At 63.7% G+C, this 22,519-nt stretch carries 19 protein-coding genes; 5 read left to right on the forward strand and 14 right to left on the reverse strand.

Translation table 11 applies throughout. The features are described from left to right. The first annotated feature begins 388 nt into the window (after nucleotides 1-388). Nucleotides 389-2,062, forward strand: coding sequence for a 2-isopropylmalate synthase (gene leuA, locus ACIPW4_RS06575; RefSeq protein ID WP_400655945.1), 1,674 nt, complete (start codon nucleotides 389-391; stop codon nucleotides 2,060-2,062). 154 nt (nucleotides 2,063-2,216) lie between these two features. On the opposite strand, the gene ACIPW4_RS06580 is transcribed toward leuA, so the two are convergent. The 3 genes from ACIPW4_RS06580 to zwf are packed head-to-tail and all read right to left on the reverse strand — an operon-like array spanning nucleotide 2,217 to nucleotide 5,084. Next, nucleotides 2,217-2,897 (reverse strand): bifunctional 4-hydroxy-2-oxoglutarate aldolase/2-dehydro-3-deoxy-phosphogluconate aldolase, encoded by a 681-nt coding sequence (locus ACIPW4_RS06580; protein WP_400655947.1) that lies wholly within the window; start codon nucleotides 2,895-2,897, stop codon nucleotides 2,217-2,219. 17 nt (nucleotides 2,898-2,914) lie between these two features. Further along, entirely contained in the window at nucleotides 2,915-3,628 is a 714-nt protein-coding gene (pgl, locus tag ACIPW4_RS06585) for a 6-phosphogluconolactonase (protein WP_400655948.1), read from the reverse strand. After that, complete coding sequence (gene zwf / locus ACIPW4_RS06590; protein ID WP_400655950.1) at nucleotides 3,615-5,084, reverse strand: glucose-6-phosphate dehydrogenase; 1,470 nt, start codon at nucleotides 5,082-5,084, stop codon at nucleotides 3,615-3,617. Before zwf ends, pgl begins: the two co-directional genes overlap by 14 nt. A gap of 211 nt (nucleotides 5,085-5,295) precedes the next feature. On the opposite strand from zwf, the gene hexR reads away from it, so the two are divergent. Next, nucleotides 5,296-6,159, forward strand: coding sequence for a DNA-binding transcriptional regulator HexR (gene hexR, locus ACIPW4_RS06595; RefSeq protein WP_400656447.1), 864 nt, complete (start codon nucleotides 5,296-5,298; stop codon nucleotides 6,157-6,159). Here hexR and ACIPW4_RS06600 read toward each other — a convergent pair. The 11 genes from ACIPW4_RS06600 to edd form a co-directional block, all read right to left on the reverse strand. Further along, on the reverse strand, nucleotides 6,152-7,006 hold the full coding sequence (locus tag ACIPW4_RS06600) for a D-hexose-6-phosphate mutarotase (RefSeq protein ID WP_400655951.1): 855 nt from the start codon (nucleotides 7,004-7,006) through the stop codon (nucleotides 6,152-6,154). The genes hexR and ACIPW4_RS06600 overlap by 8 nt on opposite strands. 117 nt (nucleotides 7,007-7,123) lie before the next feature. Continuing rightward, nucleotides 7,124-8,467 carry a carbohydrate porin gene (locus ACIPW4_RS06605; RefSeq protein ID WP_400655954.1) on the reverse strand — a complete coding sequence of 448 codons (1,344 nt, stop codon included), beginning with the start codon at nucleotides 8,465-8,467 and terminating at the stop codon, nucleotides 7,124-7,126. A 42-nt stretch (nucleotides 8,468-8,509) separates the two neighbouring features. Beyond that, entirely contained in the window at nucleotides 8,510-9,664 is a 1,155-nt protein-coding gene (locus tag ACIPW4_RS06610) for an ABC transporter ATP-binding protein (protein WP_400655955.1), read from the reverse strand. 3 nt (nucleotides 9,665-9,667) lie between these two features. Then, nucleotides 9,668-10,513, reverse strand: a complete 846-nt coding sequence (locus ACIPW4_RS06615; RefSeq protein ID WP_400655957.1) for a carbohydrate ABC transporter permease — start codon at nucleotides 10,511-10,513, stop codon at nucleotides 9,668-9,670. Further along, nucleotides 10,506-11,414, reverse strand: a complete 909-nt coding sequence (locus ACIPW4_RS06620) for a carbohydrate ABC transporter permease (protein WP_400655959.1) — start codon at nucleotides 11,412-11,414, stop codon at nucleotides 10,506-10,508. The genes ACIPW4_RS06615 and ACIPW4_RS06620 overlap by 8 nt, the downstream gene beginning before the upstream one ends. A gap of 198 nt (nucleotides 11,415-11,612) precedes the next feature. Beyond that, the gene (locus ACIPW4_RS06625) at nucleotides 11,613-12,899 is read right to left on the reverse strand and encodes an ABC transporter substrate-binding protein (RefSeq protein ID WP_400655961.1); all 1,287 of its coding nucleotides are present in this window, start codon (nucleotides 12,897-12,899) and stop codon (nucleotides 11,613-11,615) included. Nucleotides 12,900-13,003: 104 nt separating this feature from the next. Then, complete coding sequence (locus tag ACIPW4_RS06630) at nucleotides 13,004-14,254, reverse strand: AGE family epimerase/isomerase (RefSeq protein WP_400655962.1); 1,251 nt, start codon at nucleotides 14,252-14,254, stop codon at nucleotides 13,004-13,006. Nucleotides 14,255-14,355: 101 nt separating this feature from the next. Next, nucleotides 14,356-15,810, reverse strand: a complete 1,455-nt coding sequence (locus ACIPW4_RS06635; RefSeq protein ID WP_400655964.1) for an ATP-binding protein — start codon at nucleotides 15,808-15,810, stop codon at nucleotides 14,356-14,358. Next, nucleotides 15,791-16,516, reverse strand: a complete 726-nt coding sequence (gltR, locus tag ACIPW4_RS06640) for a two-component system response regulator GltR (protein ID WP_400655966.1) — start codon at nucleotides 16,514-16,516, stop codon at nucleotides 15,791-15,793. The genes ACIPW4_RS06635 and gltR overlap by 20 nt, the downstream gene beginning before the upstream one ends. Before the next feature lie 65 nt (nucleotides 16,517-16,581). After that, nucleotides 16,582-17,541, reverse strand: a complete 960-nt coding sequence (locus ACIPW4_RS06645) for a glucokinase (protein ID WP_400655968.1) — start codon at nucleotides 17,539-17,541, stop codon at nucleotides 16,582-16,584. Next, nucleotides 17,538-19,364, reverse strand: coding sequence for a phosphogluconate dehydratase (edd, locus tag ACIPW4_RS06650; protein WP_400655970.1), 1,827 nt, complete (start codon nucleotides 19,362-19,364; stop codon nucleotides 17,538-17,540). Before edd ends, ACIPW4_RS06645 begins: the two co-directional genes overlap by 4 nt. Nucleotides 19,365-19,629: 265 nt before the next feature. Between edd and gap the strand changes: the two genes are divergently transcribed. The 3 genes from gap to ACIPW4_RS06665 all read left to right on the forward strand — a co-directional run bounded on the left by gap (nucleotide 19,630) and on the right by ACIPW4_RS06665 (nucleotide 22,453). Beyond that, nucleotides 19,630-20,631, forward strand: a complete 1,002-nt coding sequence (gap, locus tag ACIPW4_RS06655) for a type I glyceraldehyde-3-phosphate dehydrogenase (RefSeq protein ID WP_400655971.1) — start codon at nucleotides 19,630-19,632, stop codon at nucleotides 20,629-20,631. A gap of 256 nt (nucleotides 20,632-20,887) precedes the next feature. After that, a complete protein-coding gene (locus tag ACIPW4_RS06660; protein ID WP_400655973.1) occupies nucleotides 20,888-21,400 on the forward strand; it encodes an RNA polymerase sigma factor in 513 nt (170 codons plus the stop codon). A 90-nt stretch (nucleotides 21,401-21,490) separates the two neighbouring features. Further along, nucleotides 21,491-22,453, forward strand: coding sequence for a FecR family protein (locus ACIPW4_RS06665; RefSeq protein ID WP_400655974.1), 963 nt, complete (start codon nucleotides 21,491-21,493; stop codon nucleotides 22,451-22,453). Nucleotides 22,454-22,519: the final 66 nt, after the last annotated feature.

The following is a 22,519-nucleotide window of genomic DNA, read 5'->3' on the forward strand; positions in this document are numbered from 1 at the left end:
TACGCCGCTTCCGAAGGCTGCGCAATACCTGTGGGAGCGGGCGAGCCCGCGAAAAGGCCAGCACAGCCAACATGACTTCCAGTGTGTTGCGCCATCGAAAAGTACTGCGCAAAAAATACAAAGCCAATCACACATATCAGCGATAAAATATCGCCACTGCGCTTTTTTTAAGCATTCCTCTCAATTTTTTTCGAACGCTTGCCATCCCCCAGTCCACTGGTTAGGGTTGAAAGCATGAAAACCTTCAGCACCCTCATCCTGCTCAGACAACATCGCAGCCTCTGCCTGGTCAGCGCCCGACTACCAGGCTGATTCGCGTCGCCTCGCCTCCTCATCTCGTTACAGCTCGGCAGGCCCGATCTCGGCCGCACACAAAAGGATTGCTTCCATGACCATGCTCAAAGACCCATCGAAGAAATACCGCGCTTTCCCGACCATCGACCTGCCTGACCGTACCTGGCCGTCGAAGACCATCACCGAGGCGCCGATCTGGTGCAGCTCCGACCTGCGTGATGGCAACCAGTCGCTGATCGAGCCGATGGATTCCGAGAAGAAGCTGCGTTTCTGGAAGACCCTGGTGCAGGTTGGCGTGAAGGAAATCGAAGCCTCGTTCCCATCGGCCTCGCAAACCGACTTCGACTTCGTGCGCACCCTGATCGAAGACGGCCACATCCCGGACGACACCACCATCCAGGTGCTCACCCAGGCTCGCGAAGACCTGATCGCCCGTACCTTCGAGTCGCTGCGCGGCGCGAAGAAAGCCATCGTCCACCTGTACAACGCCACCAGCCCGTCGTTCCGCCGCATCGTCTTCAACCAGGACAAGCAAGGCGTGAAGGACATCGCGGTGAACGCGGCCAAGCTGTTCGTCAAATACGCCGCCCAGCAGCCGGAAACCCAGTGGACCTTCCAGTACTCGCCAGAAACCTTCAGCGCCACCGAAATGGAGTTCGCCAAGGAAGTCTGTGACGCGGTCATCGACGTCTGGAACCCGACCCCCGAGCACAAGATCATCCTCAACCTGCCGGCCACCGTGGAAGTGTCCACGCCGAACATCTACGCCGACCAGATCGAGTGGTTCTGCCGCAATGTCAGCCGTCGCGACAGCGTGATCATCAGCCTGCACTGCCACAACGACCGCGGCACCGGCATTGCAGCCACCGAACTGGGCCTGATGGCCGGCGCCGACCGCGCCGAAGGCTGCCTGTTCGGCAACGGCGAGCGCACCGGCAACGTCGACCTGGTGACCCTGGCACTGAACCTCTACACCCAAGGCATCGACCCGCTGCTGGACTTCTCCGACATCGATGGCGTGCGCAAGGTGGTCGAAGAGTGCAACCAGCTGCCGGTTCACCCGCGTCACCCGTACGTCGGCGACCTGGTGCACACCGCGTTCTCCGGCTCGCACCAGGACGCTATCCGCAAAGGCTTCGCCAAGCAGCAGGAAGGCGAGCGCTGGGAAGTGCCGTACCTGCCGATCGACCCGGCCGACATCGGCCGCAGCTACGAGGCGGTGATCCGCGTCAACAGCCAGTCGGGCAAAGGCGGCATCACCTACCTGCTCGAGCAGGAATACGGCATCAGCCTGCCACGTCGCATGCAGATCGAGTTCAGCCAGGTGGTGCAGGGTGAAACCGATCGCCTGGGCCTGGAAATGACCGCCCAGCAGATCTACAGCCTGCTGCACAAGGAATACCTCCAGGCCAACGCGCCGTATGCACTGGTCAGCCACCGCCTGCAGGAAGAGAACGGCAACAGCGCCGTGGAAGTGGAAGTTGCCGGAGAGGGCGAAACCACCTTGCACTGGCGCGGCAAGGGCAATGGCGCCCTGGAAGCCCTGGTGGCAGGCCTGCCGGTATCCGTGGAAATCATGGACTACAACGAGCACGCCATTGGTGCGGGCACCAATGCCAAGGCCGCGGCCTACATCGAACTGCGCGTGGCCGGTGGTCGTCCGGTGCATGGCGTGGGTATCGATGAGAACATCACCACGGCCAGCTTCAAGGCATTGTTCAGTGCGCTGAACCGCTCGCTGAGCCAGCAGGAAGCCAAGGCGGCCTAAGCGTCACTGCAATGAACGAGAAAGCCCGCATCTTTTGATGCGGGCTTTTTTGTTTTCCTGTCCCGCGAAAGGGCCGGTACAGGTGATACAAAAACATCAGGCAAAAAAAGGGCGCCGACCAAGCGCCCCATAAGCCGTAAAGCACACAACAGATTCAGTTGGCGTCCAGCAGTGCCATCGCCTCGGCGCTGCACGCCTCGATCCGCGCCCAGTCGCCGTTCTTGATCCAGCTGCTGTCGAGCATCCAGGTCCCGCCCACGCACATCACGTTAGGCAGCGCCATGTAGTTGCGCACGTTGGCCGGGTTCACACCCCCAGTCGGGCAGAAGCGGATATCGCCAAACGGGCCGCCAAACGCCTTGATCGCTGCAACGCCGCCGCTGATTTCCGCCGGGAACAGCTTGAAGCGGCGGTAACCCAGCGCATAACCCATCATGATTTCGGACGGCGTGCTGATGCCTGGCAGCAGCGGAATCTCGCTGTCCACACCCGCTTCGAGAATATCCTGGGTGATACCGGGGGTGACGACGAACTGCGCACCTGCGGCTTCGACCGCCGCGAACATGCTGCGATCGAGCACGGTACCGGCGCCGACGCACAACTCCGGACGCTGCTCGCGCAGCACCTGAATGGCTTTCAGGCCATGCTGCGAGCGCAAGGTCACCTCCAGGGTGCGGATACCGCCAGCAGCCAGGGCATCGGCCAGCGGCAGGATGTCCTGCTCACGGGCGATGGTGATTACCGGCAGGATGCGCGCCTGTTCGCAGATGGCATCGATGCGGGCGGCTTTATCCGCCATCGAAAGCTTGGGCTGTGGGCGTTCAAGGGTGGTCATGACAGTGGATCCTTGGCTCATGGGCACCAGTAGATGTCCAGGGGGTCGTGAAGAAAGGCGCGAATCGGCATTTCGGAAAAATCGTTGCCCGCCAGCGCGGCGCGCAGGGTAGCGAGTTTGCCCTGGCCTTGCACGGAGAGCGCGATGAATGCCGCGCTGGCCAGCAGAGAACGGGTCATCGACAGGCGCTGATGCGGCACGCTCGGAGCCAGCATCGGCAGGCATCGGCGCTGGCTGTTCGGGGCCAGGCCTTCGGCGAGGTTGGGGCTATTGGGGAACAGCGAGGCGGTATGGCCATCGTCGCCCATGCCCAGCACCAGTACGTCGATGGCCGGCAACTCGGCCAGTGCCCGGTCGGCTTCGGCGGCGGCGGCATCAAGGTTCTCGGCCTGCTGGTAGAGGCCGACAAAGCGCGCCTTGGCGGCAGCCCCCTTGAGCAGATGGCGGGCCAGCAAGCCAGCGTTGCTGTCAGCGTGCTCCACCGGCACCCAGCGCTCATCGGCGAGGCTGACGGTGACCTTGGCCCAGTCCAGCTGCTCGCTGGCCAACTGCTCAAGGAACGGCACCGGGCTGCGACCGCCGGACAGCACCACGCAAGCCTGGCCCTTGGCGGCAATCGCCGCGCGCAGGCGCTCGGCCACATCATGGGCCAGGGTAGTGGCCAGTGTTTTGGCATCCGCCAGCTCGTGCACCTGCACGGTCGCCGGCAGCTTCAATTCAGATATCGCCATACCACGCCCTCCCATCACGGGTGATCAATGCAATCGAGCTCATCGGCCCCCAGGAACCCGCTGCGTAAGGCTTGGGCGCATCGCCCGCGTTACGCCAGCCGGCGATCAACTGGTCGCACCACTTCCAGGCATACTCGATTTCGTCCTTGCGCACGAACAGGTTCTGGTTGCCGCGCATTACTTCGAGCAGCAAGCGCTCGTAGGCATCCGGAATCCGCGCACTGCGCCAGGTGTCGGAAAAATTCAGCTGCAACGGGCCGCTGCGCAGTTGCATGCCCTTGTCCAGGCCCTGCTCCTTGGTCATCACCCGCAAGGATATGCCTTCGTCCGGCTGCAGGCGGATGATCAGCTTGTTGCCGACCTGCAAACGCTGCTCCGGGGCGAAGATGTAGTGCGGCGTTTCCTTGAAGTGGATGACGATCTGCGACAGCTTCTGCGGCATGCGCTTGCCGGTACGCAGGTAGAACGGCACGCCCGACCAGCGCCAGTTGCGGATGTCGGCGCGCAGGGCGACGAAGGTTTCGGTGTCACTCTGGGCGTTGGAGTTGTCTTCCTCCAGGTAACCTGGCACTGGCTTGCCGTCGCTGTAGCCCGCGATGTACTGGCCACGCACCACGCGGGTGCTCAAGCCATCGCCGGTGATCGGTGCCAGCGCCTTGAGCACCTTGACCTTCTCGTCACGGATGCTGTCGGCCGACAGTTCGCTGGGCGGGTCCATGGCGATCAGGCAGAGCAGTTGCAGCAGGTGGTTCTGGATCATGTCGCGCAGCTGGCCGGCCTTGTCGAAGTAGCCCCAACGCCCCTCGATGCCGACCTTCTCGGCCACGGTGATCTCCACGTGGGAGATGGAATTCTGGTTCCACTGGGTTTCGAACAGGCTGTTGGCAAAACGCAGGGCAATGAGGTTCTGCACTGTCTCTTTGCCCAGGTAGTGGTCGATGCGATAAACCCGGCTCTCCGGGAAGAAACGCGCCACGGCATCGTTGACCCGCCGCGATGACTCCAGGTCATGGCCGATGGGTTTTTCCAGCACCACTCGGGTACGCGCCGCCAGGCCAGCCTTGTCGAGGTTTTCGCAGATGGCGCCGTAGACCGCCGCCGCCGTGGCAAAGTAGGCGATCAGCGGCTGTTCACCGTTCAACTGGCCGGCCAGTGCCAGGTAGCCCTCGGGCTGCAGAAAGTCCAGGTGCTGGTAGCTCAGGCGGCCGAGGAAACGCCCCAATGCGGCGGGCTCGATATCGGCCTCGGCCACATGCCGGCGCAGGTGCGCCTCGATGGTATTCAGGTGATCCTCGGTGCTGCCGGCCTCGCGGGCCAGCGCCAGCAGGCGGGTGTCCGCGTGCAGGAGGTTGGCACGGTCGAGCTGGTAGAGCGCAGGAAACAGCTTGCGCAATGCCAGGTCGCCCAGGGCGCCAAACAGGGCAAAGGTGCAAGGTTCGACACTGATCGCAGCCATGATGTAGGTTCTTTCCTAAAGTTGGTCTAGGAATACCGCTTTCACACACGGTTTTCAAGGGTTAATGTAGTAAAAACCACAACATTACACACGAGCGTTACAGACAAGTGGTACGCCAACGGCACCGACAGTACGATAGACGACCGTGCAAAAAGCCTACTGCTCCCACAGCTGGCTGTCTTCCCGACCCAAGGACACACCCATGGACCGCGTGCGCAACCTCCTGGAACAGATCCAGGGACGCCTCGACGAGCTGAACAAGGCCGAACGCAAAGTCGCCGAAGTCATCTTGCTCAACCCGCAACAAGCCACCCGCTTCAGCATCGCCGCACTGGCCCAGGCGGCCAAGGTCAGCGAACCGACCGTCAACCGCTTCTGCCGCTCATTCGGCGTCAGCGGCTACCCCGAGCTCAAGCTGCAGCTGGCGCAGAGCCTGGCCAGCGGCGCGGCCTACGTGAGCCGCGCGGTGGAGGCCGACGACGACCCGGCAGCCTACACCCAGAAGATCTTCGGCAGCGCCATCGCCTCGCTCGACAGCGCCTGCCAGCAGCTGGACCCGCAGCAGGTCAGCCGCGCCGTGGACATGATGATCCAGGCCCGGCAAATTCACTTCTTCGGCCTGGGCGCCTCGGCGCCGGTGGCCCTCGATGCCCAGCACAAGTTCTTCCGCTTCAACCTGGCGGTATCGGCCCATGCTGACGTGCTGATGCAGCGCATGCTGGCCTCGGTGGCACACACCGGCGACCTGTTCGTGATCATCTCCTACACCGGGCGCACCCGCGAACTGGTCGAAGTGGCGCGCCTGGCCCGAGAAAACGGCGCCTCGGTGCTCGGCCTGACCGCTGCCGGTTCGCCGTTGGCCCAGGCTTGCAGTCTGAGCCTGCACATCCCGTTGCCGGAGGACACCGATATCTACATGCCGATGACCTCGCGGATCATCCAGCTGACCGTACTCGACGTGCTGGCCACCGGCATGACCCTGCGCCGCGGCGTGGACTTCCAGCCGCACCTGCGCAAGATCAAGGAAAGCCTCAACGCCAGTCGCTATCCGATGGAGGATGACGAGCTCAATTGAGCCGGTGCGCCTGCAACCGCAGGTGCGCACGCTGCCCCGGCGCCAGGCTCAGGCCTTCGCCACTGCCACTGGCCGCCTCGACACAGACGAAACCCTGGCACTCACGACCGCTGACTCCCATCAGCGGCCGATTGCCCGGGTGCCAGACCACGGTGTCGTCGCTGTCGCCGGTGTCAATGCACAGCTCGCGCTCCCAGGCCGGGTCCTGCAGCTGCACGCGCGGCGTGCCCGGGTAGACTTTCTGGCAGCCACCCTTGAGCTTGAGCGCGCCTTCTTCGCGGCAGGCCTGACGGCTCAGGCGGTCATAGCCTTCGATATCCTCAAGCCCAGACAGCGCTATCTCGGACACGTCACTGATACGCCAGTAAGCCAGCAGCGCATGGCTCAACTGGCAGGGTTCGCTGTCCTCGTGCACGGTGCTCAGGCTCAGTTCCATGCGGTTGCCAAGCCTGGCGTGCAGATCCACCTGCCAGTCGCACAGCTCCAGCCGCCACTTCAGGCTGACACCCTCCTCGTCTTCGCGGCTGTCCACCAGCTTCCAGTCCAGCAAGCGCGCCCAGCCGTGAGCAGGCCACAGGTCTTCGCTGGGGTGGCGGCCATACCAGGGCCAGCACACCGGCACGCCACCGCGAATGGCGCCCACTTGCGGCCACTGCTCGGCGCACCACAGCCACGGCCGCTCACCGGTAGGCTGGAAGTGCAGCAATTGCGCGCCTTGGCGGCTGAATACCGCCTGGCAACGGGGATGATCGATGATCAGCACATCGCGCTGCTGGTAACGCTCCCACTCGAATGTCGGCCGGGGCCGCTGCGAGGAAAAGAAGCGATGTAGCGGATGTTCAGGCATGGTTCCAGGCTCTTGTTGTTTGAGATAGCGCTATCTCGGCGTATCCCCGACAACCACTGCAAGCCAGTGGGTGCCGGGAGCCGAATTTGGATTGGCGTAAATTTACAACAAGTAGGCTCAGAAAGACGACTGAATCTTCAAACCCGCGACCAGCGCGTTGTCCACTTCGTCCACGCCGCCGGGGCTTTTGATGTACTGAAGGTTTGGCCGCACGGTCAGCCAGTTGGTGACATGGAAGCCGTAGTAGAGCTCGGCGTTGTACTCGGTACGCTGCAGCGGCACGAAGCCCGGGTTGTCGTAGTCGTCGATACCGCTCTGGGCATTGAGCTGTTGCGCGCGCTTCTTCACGTCGTCGTTCACATGGATGCGTGCGATACCAAAACCGATGTCATCCTTGGGCCTTGCGTCGAAGGCACCCTTGTACACCAGACCGACCTGCTGGTAATTGTCGACCACGTTGGTGGCCTTGTCGTGCACGGTGAAGTTGGCGAACAGGCTCAAGCCACGGTTTACGTCCCCCGCCTGGGCGGTCACCTGCTGCTGGGCGACAACCCACCAGCCGTGCTTGCTGGAATGAGACTTGAAGCCCGCGCCACTGATACCTTGCGGATTGCCGTTGACGTCTTCGTAGACATCCTCGGCGTCTGCAGTGCTGTAGTAGTAACCCAAGCGGTACTCACCCGGCAGGCCATTGACCTTGGGCGACCAGACCATCTCCACCGGCAGGATCGCGCCCTTGGTACCGCTGCCACTGAGCTTGAAGCCGTTGCCGGTCTCCAGGTTCGACGGGTTCTGCTCGAAGGCACCGACCTGGACGAAGAATTCCGGGGTGATGTTGTACTTGACCCGCAGCGCCCACTGGCTGACCGGCCAGTTGTACCAGATGCCACCCACCCAGTTGCCCACCTGCGAGCCGCAGAAGGCCAGGTTCTGGAAGTCGCAGGGGAAGCTGTTGAAGTCCTCGCCTTCACCGAAGCGGCCGAATTTCACGTCCAGGGCGCCGTCGAAGTACTTCTGCTTGACCCACATCTGCGTCAGGCGCCAGGTCTGGCCACGGCCCCAGACTTCCTGCACCGAGCTGAACTGGCCGGCGCGCGGGTCGCTGATGCGGTCGTTGGACAGGTTGCGGCCACTGCGCTCGGTGATCGCCAGTTTGAATTCGGCATCGTGCCAGCCGAAGATCTTCTGCAGATCCAGGTGCGCGCCTAGGGCGAACTGGTCGCTGTAGCGTGCGGTCTTGTCGTCGTTATAACCGCCATCGAGATTGCCGGCGACCTCACCCACGTAGTCCAGCGTGAAGTCGTAGCCCTTCTCCAGCAGTTCAGTGCGGGCGCCGCCCCAGTCGCCGGTCATCCATTTCGACTCGCTGGAAAATGCCTCGGCAGCCTGCACGCCGCTGCTGCCAACCACGGCGAGCAGGGCCAGTGAACCCAAGGTCCTGATGCGATTGCGCTGTTCCATCCCTTTGCGTCCTCATTTTTCTTATTTGATGGTGTAGACGAATTAGCGGCCCTTGAAGTGAGCCACGTTGTCCTTTACGGCGGTGTTGCTGCTGGCCAGGTGCAAACGTTCGCCGCTGGCTGCGTCGAACAGCAGCACCCGTGCCGGGTCGAACTGCAGGTTGAGGGTGTCGCCCACCCGGCAGGCAATGTCCGGCGCCAGGCGGCAGCAGACCTTGGTCTGGTTGAGGGTGACGAACACCAGCAGGTCCGGCCCGGTGGGCTCGGTCACCTGCACCTCGGCACGGATACCCGGCAGGCCATTGCCCTCGCTTGCGCCCAGGGCGATCTGCTCGGGGCGGATGCCGAGGATGATCTCGCGACCGTCCAGGTCATCGCTGGCCGGGCCCAGAGGCAGCTCGCATCGCGCCTGGCCACTGTCGAGCACCGCCAGCAGGCGCCCGTCCTGCCGGGCCAGACGCACCGGAATGAAATTCATCGGCGGCGAACCGATGAAGCTGGCGACGAACTGGTTGGCGGGGTCGTTGTAGATCTGCTGTGGCGTGCCGAACTGCTGGATGATGCCGTCCTTCATCACCGCCACCTTGTCGCCCAGGGTCATGGCCTCGATCTGGTCATGGGTGACATACACCGTGGTGGTTTTCAGGCGCTGGTGCATCAGTTTCATTTCAGTACGCATCTCGACCCGCAGCTTGGCGTCGAGGTTGGACAGCGGTTCGTCGAACAGGTAGATCTTCGGCCGCCGCGCCAGCGCGCGGCCCATGGCCACCCGTTGCTGCTGGCCACCGGAAAGCTGCGCCGGCTTGCGCGCGAGCAGGTGCTCGATCTGCAGCAGCTTGGCCACCCGTGCCACTTCTTCATCGATGGCTGCCTGCGGCATCTTGCGAATCTTCAGGCCGAACTCGATGTTGCCGCGCACGCTCATGGTCGGGTACAGCGCATAGGACTGGAACACCATGGCGATGTCGCGATCCTTGGGGCTCATGCCGCTGACGTCCTGATCGTCGATGAGGATTGCGCCGCCAGTGATGTTTTCCAGCCCTGCGATGCAGTTCATCAGGGTCGACTTGCCGCAGCCCGAGGGGCCGACCAGGATCAGGAACTCGCCATCTTTGATCGACAGCTGGATGTCCTTGAGGGTGTCCGGCAGGCCGCTGCCGTAGGTCTTGTTCACATTGCGAAGTTCAAGCGTTGCCATGACTTACCCCTTGACCGCGCCGGCCGTGAGCCCGCGGACGAAATATTTGCCTGCCACCACGTAGACCAGCAGGGTTGGCAGACCGGCGATCATCGCCGCTGCCATGTCGACGTTGTATTCCTTGGCCCCGGTGCTGGTGTTGACCAGGTTGTTCAAGGCGACGGTGATCGGTTGCGAGTCGCCGCTGGAGAACACCACACCGAACAGGAAGTCGTTCCAGATCTGGGTGAACTGCCAGATCAGGCAGACCATGATGATCGGCGTCGACATCGGCAGGATGATGCGGCGAAAGATGGTGAAGAAGCCGGCGCCGTCCAGGCGCGCGGCCTTGACCAGGGCATCGGGAATGCTCACGTAGAAATTGCGGAAGAACAGTGTGGTGAAGGCCAGGCCGTAGACCACGTGCACCAGCACCAGACCGCTGGTGGTACTGGCCAGGCCCAGCTTGCCGAGGGTGAACGAGGCCGGCAGCAGCACGGTCTGGAACGGCAGGAAGCAACCGAACAGCAGCAGGCCGAAGAACAGCTGCGAGCCGCGAAAGCGCCACATCGACAGCACGTAGCCGTTCAACGCGCCAATGGCGGTGGAGATCAGCACCGCCGGCACGGTGATCATGATCGAGTTCCAGAAGTAGCCACTGACCGTTCCCCAGGCCTTGACCCAGCCGATGCCGGTGACCACGGCGGGCCAGCTCAGCAGGTTGCCGGTGCTGATGTCTTCCGGTGACTTGAAGCTGGTCAGCAGCATCACCACCAGCGGCACCAGGTACAGCAGCACAGCGATCAGCAGCACGGCATGGATGGCGAGGCGGCTGAGGCTCAGTGGCGGTTTATCAGCAGGACTATGCATGGCGCTTGCTCCGCAGCTCCGAGTACAGGTACGGCACGAGGATCGCCAGGATCGCCCCGAGCATGAGGATGGCACTGGCCGAGCCCATGCCCATCTGACCGCGACTGAAAGTGAAGGCGTACATGAACATCGCCGGCAGGTCGGAGGAGTAGCCCGGGCCACCGGCCGTCATCGCCGCCACCAGGTCGAAGCTCTTGATGGCGATGTGCGAAAGGATCATCAGCGCGCTGAAGAACACCGGCCGCAGGCTGGGCAGTACCACGGTCCAGTAGATGCGTGGCAGGCTGGCACCGTCGATCTGCGCGGCGCGGATGATCGACTGATCGACCCCGCGCAACCCGGCGAGGAACATCGCCATGATGAAACCCGAGGCCTGCCACACGGCGGCGATCACCAGGCAGTACACCACACGGTCCGGGTCTATCAGCCAGTCCAGGCGAAAGCCCTCCCAGCCCCAGTCACGCAGCAATTTGTCCAGGCCCATGCCGGGGTTGAGCAGCCATTTCCAGGCGGTGCCGGTGACGATCATCGACAGCGCCATGGGGTAAAGGTAAATGGTGCGGATGAAGCCTTCGCGGCGGATGCGCTGGTCCAGCAGCACCGCGAGCAGCACACCGATGGCAAGGCTGATGCCGATGAACAGGCCGCCGAACAGCATCAGGTTCTTGCTTGCCACCCACCAACGGTCGTTGTCGAACAACCGGGCGTACTGCGCCAGGCCCGCCCACTTGTAGGTCGGCAGGAAGGTCGAGGTGGTGAAGGACAGGACGAAGGTCCACAGGATGTAGCCGTAGAAGCCCACCAGGACGATGAACATGCTGGGCGCCAGCACCAGTTTCGGTAGCCAGCGCTGCAGCGCGTCCAGGGGGGAGGCCCGCAGTTGGGCGGTTGCTGTTGTCATGGGTCACCTTTCAGGCGCTGCCACACTTTTTGTGGGAGCGGCCTTGCGTCGCGAAAGGGCTGCACAGCAGCCCCGGGGCAGGATGAGCGAAGCTGTTCTGAAAGGACTGCGCTGCCTGGTTTTGGGACCGCTCTGCGGTCCTTTCGCGACGCAAGGCCGCTCCCACACCAAGGGCCGCGCAGGCCTGCGCACTGTCGTCTACTTGGCCGCCTTGATCGCCGCCGCCAGCTTCTTCGCCGCATCGGCCGGGTCGGCCTTGGGGTCGTTGAGGTAGTTGGTCACCACATCGAAGAAGGCGCCCTGCACGGCCAGCGTGGTGGCCATGTTGTGCGCCATGCTTGGCTGCAGGCCACCGTTCCTGGCGTCGGCGAGGAAGTCCTTGGCGGAGGCTTGGGCACAGGCGTCGAAGCCATACTTGCCCATGTCGGCGAGCATGTCGTTACGCACCGGGATCGAACCCTTGTTGATGCTGAAGACCTTCTGGAAGTCCTGGCCCAGGACCTTGCGGGCGATGTCCTGCTGGCCAGCCGCAGTCCCCTTGTCGTTCTGCTTGAACACCACCAGCGAGTCGATGTTGTAGAGGAAGGCCTTTTCAGTACCGGGGAACGGCACGCACTGGTAGTCCTTGCCCGCGGTCTTCTTCGCCAGGGTCCATTCGCTCTTGGCCCAGTCGCCCATGATCTGCATGCCGGCCTTGCCATTGATGACCTTGGCCGCTTCCAGGTTCCAGTCCTGGCCTTTGCCGTCAGGGTCCATATAGGTGGCGACCTTCTTCAGCTCGGTGAGCGACTTGACCATTTCGGGGCCGGTCAGCGCCGATTCGTCCAGGTCGACCAAGGCTTTCTTGTAGCCCTCTGGCCCCATCACCGCCAGCACCACGCTTTCGAACACGGTGCTGTCCTGCCAAGGCTGCCCGCCGTGAGCGAGCGGGATGAAACCGGCAGCCTTGAGCTTGTCGGCGGCAGCGTAGAACTCGTCGAGGGTGGTCGGCGCCTTGTCGATGCCGGCCTTCTTGAATACGTCAGGGTTGATCCACAGCCAGTTGATGCGGTGGATGTTCACCGGCACTGCCACATAATCGCCGTCGTACTTCACGGTGTCGGAGACTTTCTTGTCGAGCAGCGAGTCCCACTTTTCTTCCTTGGCGACGTCCTTGAGCACGTCGGCATCGAGCAGGCCCGTGGCCGCCCAGTCCTGGATGTCCGGCCCCTTGATCTGCGCAACACCGGGCGGATTGCCCGCCACCGCGCGGCTCTTGAGCACCGTCATGGCAGTGGCACCACCACCACCTGCGACAGCGCCATCCTTCCAGGTGAAGCCATCTTTCTCGACCTGAGCCTTGAGCACGTCGACAGCGGCTTTTTCACCGCCGGAGGTCCACCAGTGCACCACCTCGACGCTGCCTTTGGATTCGGCGGCAGTGGCACTGAGCGGCAGGAGCGAGGCGAGGGAGATCGCGGCAGCGAGGCGGAGCGTGGAATTCATCGGAGTACCTTTCTTGTTGTTATGCGGGGCAAGTCGGTCGCTTGCATTGCATGGAGTCTAAACAGCACGCCCGCCTCGTCAGGTAACGAAGCGATGCGCGAATGTCATCGTTTGGTTACATAACGCGAAACTGCCGTCGCCAGGCTGGGGGCCAACGGCAAACCTGGCAGAAGCACTGCCTGATAGGCGTGATACAGGTCCGGTTTGCCCGGCCAGATGGTGCCGGCGGGGCGATTGTCGGCATCGAGTTCGTGGTGCCAGCTGCCGCCGGCACGGTCGATAAAATGGTTGCCGATGAACCCCCAGAAACATTGGTACCAGTGCTCGTACCGGGCTTCGCCGGTTCTGTGCAACAGCGCGGCGGCGGCGGCACAGGCCTCGGCATGCACCCAGTGCAGGCGTTGCCTGACGACCGGACGATTGTCCCAGTCCAGGGTGTAAACGAAGCCTGGCTTGCCATCGGCGCGCCAGGCGTGGCGACAGGCGCTGTCGAACAGGCCACGGGCGTCCGGCAGCAGCCAATCGGGCACGGGCAACCCGGCCAGCAGCAGGCTGGCCTCCAGGTGCAACAACAGCCGCGCCCATTCCATGGCATGCCCGGGCGTTGTGCCGTATGGGCGGAAATGGTCGGCCGGGTGTTCCAGGTTGTAGTGCGGCAACGGTTGCCAAAACACGTCGAAATGCTCGATCACCCGATAGCCGTTGGCGGCGGCATGGGTGTGGATGATGCGCTCGGCAATGCGCAATGCCCGCTGCAACCACAGCGTGTTGCCGGTGGCATCGGCCAAGGCCAGAAACGCCTCGGTGGCGTGCATGTTGCTGTTGGCGCCACGGTAGGCCTCAGGCAGCTGCCAGGCGCGGGAGAAGGTTTCCCGCAGGGCGCCTTCCTGCTCGCACCAGAAGTGCCCGTCGATCACCCGCACGGCGTCTGCCAGCAACTGCCCGGCACCGGCAGCACCCGCCACCTTGGCGGAACTGCCAGCCAGCGCGACGAAAGCATGCAGGTAGGCGGCCTTGCCACTGTCATCGCGGCCTTCGGGGTGTGCGTACCAGCCATCGTAGGTGGCATCGTGCAGCCCCCCACGCAGGGCCGCGACACCATGCTCGGCGTAAGCCAGGCAGCCGGGCACGCCCTGAAGGTGCGCAAGGGCGAAGCAATGGGTCATGCGTGCGGTGTTCATCGTTTCGGCGACAGCATCGGGCGCAAGGTTGCCCGACGCATCGAGGTTGCCAAAGCCGCCCGGCAACTTCGCGGCCTTGGCGAAGGCCAGCAGGCGCTGCCCTTCGGCCATGAGCCAGGCAGCATGAACCGGCGAGTCCAGCCAGCTGCCAAGGGGGAGATCGTCGTGTTTCATGGGCCAGCGCGTTCCTTGCCAGTCGTCTGCGAAGTCTAGCCAGCCGTCCTGGCCGGGATGTCACGAAGGACTGCTGTTGTGTCACAAGCCTGTGACACGCCTCAATCCATGCCCCTGGGCAGGTACAGCGTCACCCGCAAACCGCCTTCGCGCAGGTTGAGCAAGCTCACCTCGCCGCCATGGCTATGGGCAATGTTGCGCGCAATGCCCAGGCCCAGGCCGTAGCCCTGCTGCTTGCCAGCCAGGCGAAAATGCGGCTCGAATACCTGCTCCATTTGCTGCTGCGGCACACCGGGCCCCTGGTCATCCACCTGCAGGACGAACCCTTGCGCACTGTCGATGATGCGCAGACGTGCCCGCTCGCCATATTTGATGGCATTGTCGATCAGGTTGCCGATGCAGCGGCGCAGGGCCAGCGACTTGCCCGGGTAAGGCGCCATGGCCCGCCCTTCGACAGTGATGCGACCGTCCCCCAGATACGGCTCGGCGAGAATTTCCAGTACCTGGTTGAGGTCGATCGGCTCGATGTTCTCGTGGATGTCGGTGTCCTTCACGCATTGCAGCGCGCCTTTCACCAGCAACTCCAGCTCGTCGAGGTCCTGGCTGAACTTGGCCTGCAGGCGCTCGTCCTCGAGCAGTTCCACACGCAGACGCAAGCGCGTGATCGGCGTGCGCAGGTCGTGGGAAATGGCGCTGAACAACTGGGAGCGCTCGGTCAGGTAGCGGCTGATGCGCTCACGCATGCTGTTGAATGCCCGCCCCACTTCCACCACCTCACTGCCGCCGCCTTCGGCCACCGGCGCCACATCGGCGCCCAGTGACAGCTCGCGTGCGGCACGCGCCAGCCGCTTGAGCGGCCAACTCTGCCAGTGCACCAGCAAGCCGATGAACAGCAGCAACAGCGCGGTGGTCAGGACGATGAAACCGATCTGCTGGCGTGGCAGGCGTTCGGCTTCAAGGCTGGTATAGGGTTCGGGCAGCAAGGAGGCGATGTACAGCCATTCGCCCTGGTCGAGTCGGATCTGAGTCACCAGCACAGGCGGGTTCAGCGGCTCCAGGGTCAGTGAGTAATGCGCCCACGAGCGAGGCAACTCATCGAGTTTCAGGCCACTGTTGAAGATGCGCAGGTCATCGGGGCCGACGAACTCGACGGAGATCTCCATCTGCTCGCCCAGGCGCTCGTGCAGGACCTGCTGGAACACATCGATCACTGCTTGCTTGCGTGGTGTGATGGGCAACACCGGCATGTCCAGCGGCTTGTCGTTGAGCGACACGAAGAAACGCGTGCCCCCCATGCTGCGCAACTGGTCGAGCACCATCGGCCGATAAGCCACCGGCAGCGAGCGGAAGTAGCTGACGCTGGCACTCATGGAATGGGCCAGGCTGCCGGCACTTGCACGCAGGCCCTGCAACTGGCTGGCGCGCAACTGGGCGACCCAGATCACGCTCGACAGGCCCTGGGCCAGCAACACCACCAGCAAGGTCAGCAGCAGCATGCGCCCCAGCAGCGAGCGTGGCAGCAGGCGCCAGCGCCGCTCAGGAAGCGCAGCAGACATGGGCGGCCAGCAGGTAACCACTGCCACGCACAGTGCGGATCAGCCGCGCTGGCTTGTCGGTGTCGCGCAGGCGCTGGCGCAGTCGGCTCACCGCCATGTCAACGATGCGGTCCAGCGGCATCGGCTCGCGGCCACGGGTGGCATTGCCGATGGTGTCGCGGTCGAGAATCTGTTGCGGGTGATCGAGAAACAGTTTCAGCAGGGCAAAGTCGGCACCGGAAAGCAGCACCTCTTCGCCATCGCGGTGGAACAGGCGATGGCTGACGGTGTCCAGGCGCCAGTCCTCGAAGGCCAGCACGGCACTGGCTGGCACGGCCTGGCCGAACTCGCTACGGCGCAGCAGGGCCTTGATGCGCGCCTGCAACTCACGCGGGCTGAACGGCTTGCCCAGGTAGTCATCGGCGCCCAGCTCCAGGCCGATGACGCGATCGGCCTCGTCGGAACTGGCGGTCAGCATGATGATCGGCACGCGCGACTGGCGCGGATGCTGGCGCACCCAGCGGCACAGGCTGAAGCCGTCTTCGTCGGGCAGCATGACGTCGAGGATCACCAGGTCGCAGGGTGTTGATTCCAGCGCACGACGAAAGCCCAGGCCGTCCGCTTCGGCGTGGACCTGGAAGCCGGCGCGGCTCAGGTAGGTTTGCAGCAGTTCACGAATTTCCTGATCGTCGTCGACCATCAGGATGGATTTTCCGGCAGTGCTCAAGGTGTCCCGCCCTCATTGTTGTCACAGGTCTTTGTCGCCTGCTATTGGGCCGCTTCGCGCCCCAGTCAGTGATCCAACGCTTGTTGTAATGCCACCCCCGCACCCAGCAGTCCAGAAAATTCCGCCGTCACCAACCACACCGGTACACCTGCGAAATAACCGCTCATGCACCCCTTGTCGGCAAAGCTGGCGGCAAAACCGCTGCGCAGGAACAGCTCGGCAAAGCGTGGGATCACGCCGCCGACAATATAGACCCCGCCGCGCGCGCCCAGGGTAAGCACATTGTTACCGGCCACGCGCCCGAGGAAGCGGCAGAACTGCTCGATCACCGCCAACGCACGTGGCTCGTTGCCCAGCGCCGCATCGGTGATCTGTGCCGGTGATGTGTGTCGGGGCGTGTCGCCGTCCAGCGCGCACATGGCCTGATAGAGGCGAACCAGGCCGCCGCCGCTGAGTACCGTCTCGGCACTGACGTGGCCGATCTGGCTATGCAGCTGCTGCTGGATCGCCGCTTCTCGGGCATTGCCCACCGGCAGGTCGACATGCCCGCCTTCCCCCGGGAGCGCCTGCCAGTGCTGCTCGCCCAGGCGCAACAGGCTGCCGACGCCCAGGCCAGTGCCCGGTCCGATCACCAGTGCTGGCCGCGCCGGGTCCGCATTGCCTGCACAAACCTCGCGGTATTCGCCCGGTTGCAGGCGGGTCATGCCCAGGGCCTGGGCAGAAAAATCGTTGATCAGCAGCAGCCGCGCGACCTGCAAGGTCTGGCAAAACGCCTTGTGGCTGAGCCGCCAATGGTTGTTGGTGAAGCGGAATTCGTCGCCATCGACCGGCCCGGCCACCGCCAGGCATACCGCCGCCAGGCCACCACGGGCAATGCCGTGACCGTGCAGGTAGGCCTCGATGGCCTGCTCGGGGCTGGTGTAGTCGGCCGTGGCGAAGACCTTCACCTGGTACAGCTGGTTGTCACGCCACAACGCAAAACGGGCATTGGTGCCACCGATGTCGCCAACCAGCAGGTCCTTCATTTGAGGTTCTCCAGGGCAGAAGTGAAGGCGCTCGCGCCCTGCTCTGCCGGGCTGAACGCCATGCGCATGAAGCCGAACAGCTCACGGCCGCAGCCCAGGTCATTGCCCTGGGGGACGGGTGGCAGGTCACGGCTGGCCAACTCCTCGGCCGACACCATCACCCGCAGCGTGCCTTCGACGCCATCGACCCGCACGATATCACCATCGCGCACGCGTGCCAGCGGGCCACCATCGAACGCTTCGGGGCAGACATGAATCGCTGCCGGGATCTTGCCCGAAGCGCCCGACATGCGCCCGTCGGTCACCAGCGCAACCTTGTAGCCGCGGTCCTGCAGCACGCCGAGGAACGGCGTCAGCTTGTGCAGCTCGGGCATGCCGTTGCAGCGCGGGCCCTGGAAGCGCACCACAGCAACGAAATCGCACTCCAGCTCACCGGCCTTGAACGCATCGGCCAGCGACTGCTGGTCGTGGAACACCCGTGCCGGCGCCTCGACTACTTGATGCTCAGGCGCCACCGCGGAGACTTTCATCACGCCACGGCCCAGGTTGCCTTCCATCACCCGCAGGCCGCCTTCGGCCGAGAACGGCCGCGCCACCGGGCGCAGGATGCTCTCGTCCAGGCTCTGCTCAGGCCCTTCGCGCCACACCAGTTTGCCGTCCTCGAGGAACGGCTCCTGGGTGTAGCGGCGCAGGCCATGGCCGGCCACGGTGTTGACGTCTTCGTGCAGCAGGCCGGCATCGAGCAGCTCGCGGATCAGGAAGGCCATGCCGCCAGCGGCCTGGAAGTGGTTGATGTCGGCCTTGCCGTTGGGGTAGACGTGGGACAGGGTCGGCACCACCTCGGACAGGTCCGCCATGTCCTGCCAGGTCAGCTGGATGCCCGCTGCCTGGGCGATCGCCGGGATGTGCAGGGTGTGGTTGGTCGAGCCACCGGTGGCGTGCAGCGCAACGATCGAGTTGACCAGCGCCTTCTCGTCGACGATCTCGCCCAGCGGCATGAAGTTGCCGCTGGCCTTGGTCATGCGCGTGACCTGCTGCGCCGCCTCGGCGGTAAGGGCATCGCGCAGCGGCGTGTACGGGTTGACGAAGGAGGCGCCTGGCAGGTGCAGGCCCATGACCTCCATCACCAGCTGGTTGGTGTTGGCGGTGCCGTAGAAGGTGCAGGTGCCGGGGCTGTGATAGGAGTTCATCTCCGACTCCAGCAGTTCCTCGCGGCTGGCCTTGCCTTCGGCATAGCGCTGGCGCACATCGGCTTTCTGCTTGTTGGAGATACCGGAAACCATCGGCCCGCCCGGGACGAAAAGGGTCGGCAGGTGACCGAAGCGCAGCGCGCCCATCATCAGGCCGGGGACGATCTTGTCGCAGATGCCGAGCATCAGGGCGGCATCGAACATGTTGTGCGACAGCGCTACCGCCGTGGACATGGCGATCACTTCGCGGCTGGCGATGGCCAGCTCCATGCCCGGTTCGCCCTGGGTCACGCCATCGCACATGGCTGGCACGCCACCGGCGAACTGGCCGACCGAGCCGACCTCGCGCAGGGCCTGCTTGATCTGCTCAGGGAAATGCAGGTACGGCTGGTGCGCCGAAAGCATGTCGTTGTAGGCCGAAACGATGGCGACGTTGGCCGCGTTCATCAAGCGCAGGGTCTGCTTGTCCTCTGCGCCGCAACCGGCCACGCCATGGGCGAAGTTGGCGCATTGCAGGCTGGCACGCATGGGCCCGTCACTGGCTGCGCCACGAATCAGCTGCAGGTAGCGCGCGCGGGTGACACGGCTGCGTTCGATCAGCCGCTGGGTGACCTCAAGGATGCGCGGATGCATGTACTGGACTCCAGGCTAATTGTAAGGGCGGTTTACCGGGCATTTCCCCTCCAAACGATTGCGGCCTAGGCTCAGGTAAGAGGGGCTCGCAACATCGGGGGAGGCACTGCGCCCAACCACTCGTTGTATGTTTAACCAAAATACTGCCATCAAAAAGGCTTGTTTTCTATCGGCGAGTGAATAATCTTGTAATTCCAACAACAAAACCGTTTCAGTGAAGCGTCTTTTTGCCACAGCTCTCACTCGGACCGCCAGAGGTACTGCCATGACCCTACGTATCGCCATCAACGGATTCGGCCGCATCGGGCGTAATGTCCTGCGCGCACTGTATACCCAAGGCTACCGCCAGGACCTGCAGGTCGTCGCCATCAACGACCTGGGCGACAGCGCGATGAACGCCCACCTGCTCAAATATGACAGCGTGCATGGCACGTTCGACGCCGTGGTCGAGGCCGACCACGAAAGCCTGACGGTCAATGGCGACCGTATCGCGGTCAGCGCCATCCGCAACCCGGCCGAGCTGCCCTGGAAAGCCGAAGCGATCGACGTGGTGTTCGAATGCACCGGGCTGTTCACCGACCGCGCCAAGGCCGCCGCGCACCTGGCGGCGGGTGCCGGCAAGGTGATTGTCTCGGCGCCGGGCAAGGGGGTCGATGCCACCGTGGTATACGGGGTTAACCACGATATCCTGCGGGCTTCGCACCAAGTGATCTCCAATGCCTCGTGCACCACCAACTGCCTGGCGCCGATCGCCCAGGTACTGCACCGCGAGTTCGGCATCGAACAGGGGCTGATGACCACCATCCACGCCTACACCAACGACCAGGTGCTGACCGATGTCTACCACAGCGACCCGTACCGCGCCCGCTCGGCCACCCAGTCGATGATCCCGAGCAAGACCGGCGCCGCCGAAGCCGTGGGCCTGGTGCTGCCGGAACTGGCCGGCAAGCTCACCGGCATGGCCGTGCGCGTTCCGGTGATCAACGTGTCGCTGGTCGACCTTACCGTCAACCTCAAGCGCGAGGCCACTGCCGAGCAGGTCAACCAGCTGTTCCTAGAGGCAAGCCGCCACTCCAAGGTGCTTGGCTACAACGCCCTGCCGCTGGTGTCGTGCGACTTCAACCATAACCCGTTGTCGTCGATCTTCGATGCCAGCCATACCCGCGCCAACGGGCGGATGCTCAAGGTGCTGGCCTGGTATGACAACGAGTGGGGGTTCTCCAACCGGATGCTGGACAACTGTTTGGCGCTGGCCAGCGCTCGCTGAACCTGCAGGATGGAGCTGCCTTTGTGGGAGCGGCCTTGTGTCGCGAAAGGGCTGCAAAGCAGCCCCACAATATTTGCACCGCTGCTGATGCCTAGGGGCCGCTTTGCGGCCCTTTCGCGACACGAGGCGGCTCCCACAAAAAGCAAAGCGACTATCCGCCTCCTCACAATCTTTACCTTTTCCTAACAATTCCAGGCTTGACCTGACCGACAGATGATAAGCATTATCATTCACCTTTCGTCGGCCAGGTTTCCAAGTGAGTCAGTCCCGGTTCAACTCCGTCTTCCTCGTCCAGCGCCTTTCCCTGCTGCGCACCCTGCAACGCATGGTGGGCAACCCCAGCACGGCCGAAGACCTGCTGCAGGAAACCTACCTGCGGGTGTCCCGCGCCTTGGGCGAGCGGCCCGTCGAACACCTGGAGCCCTTCGTGTTCCAGACCGCGCGCAACCTGGCCCTGGACCACCTGCGCACAAGGCGTGTGCAGTCGCGCATGCTGGTCGACGATGTACCCGACGAGGTGCTGCACAATGTCGCGTCCCCGGTCGGCAGCAGCGAAGACGCCGCGCACGCCGAGCAACTGCTCAAGCACCTGAGCGTCAGCCTCAACCAGCTGACCGAGCGCCAGCAACGCATCTTCATCCTCAGCCGCCTGCACGGCGCCAGCTACCTGGAAATCGCCGAGCAACTGCAGGTCTCGGCCAGCACGGTACAGAAGGAACTGAAACTGATCATGGCGATCTGCATGGGTGTGGCCGATCGCCTCAAATGAGCCGACGGCTGGCTCGCAGAATGCGGCATAGCGCTTGCCATGCTTCGTTCAAGCCTTGATCATTCGCAAAAATACCAGCAAGGACCCACCGTGACCGACAGCCCCGTCACTCGCCCGCCAGCCACCGGGCCCGACGCCCGCGCCCGTGCGCTGGACGAGGCGCTGGACTGGCTCGTTCGCCTGCAATGCGCCAGCGAGGCAGACACCCTCGCCTTCGAGCAGTGGCTCAGCGCAGCCCCTGAAAACGCCGAAGCCTACGTCGAGGCCGAGGCCTTGTGGAACGGAACCCCGCTGCGCCAAGCCGCCCTGAGCATGCAACAGCATCAGCGCCGCTCGCTGCGCGGCCGCCTACGCGCCCACTGGAAGCCACTGGCGACCGCCGCCGTGCTGCTGGTCGGGCTGTTCACATTCGGCAACCTGCCGGTGCGCCTGCAGGCGGACCACCTGACCGTGGTGGGTGAACGCCAGCGTCTGGAGCTGGGGGACGGCGCGAAAGTCCTGCTCAATACCAGTTCCGCGTTCGCCAGTGACCTGCAGGGCGGCCGCCAGGTCGCCCGACTGCTCCAGGGTGAAGCGTTTTTCCAGGTGCCCGGAGGCGCCCAGCGACCGCTGGAGGTGCAGGCAGGGCCAATGCGTGCGCAGGTGCGCGACACCGATTTCGCCGTGCGCTACCTCGACGGCGAAGCACAGGTTCGCGTACAGCGCGGCGATGTCGACCTGCAGGGGGACCGCGACCAGCGCATCCGCCTCAGTGCCGGCGACAGCATCAGTGTCGGCCCGCAGGGCTTCGGCCAGCGCCAGCGCCCGGACATGCACAAGGACCTGGCCTGGGTCGACGGCCGCCTGGTATTCGAGAACTGCCCATTGAGCCAGGTGCTGGCTGAAGTGCGACGCTATTACCCCGGCTGGATCATCAACCGCAGCGGCCGCCTCGACGACATGGCGGTGACCGGCAACTACCGCCTCGATCAGCCACTGGAAACCCTGCGCGCCCTGGCCCACATCACCTCGGCGCAGCTGCACGAATTCCCCGCCGTGGTGATCATCAACTGAGCTGAAACTTTTTTTACGCGATCGCGCAACCCCGCCCGTCTCGTTATAGCCAATGCAACTGATTCT

Origin of the sequence: Pseudomonas sp. NPDC089996, assembly GCF_044748405.1 — a bacterium.
GTDB lineage: Bacteria > Pseudomonadota > Gammaproteobacteria > Pseudomonadales > Pseudomonadaceae > Aquipseudomonas.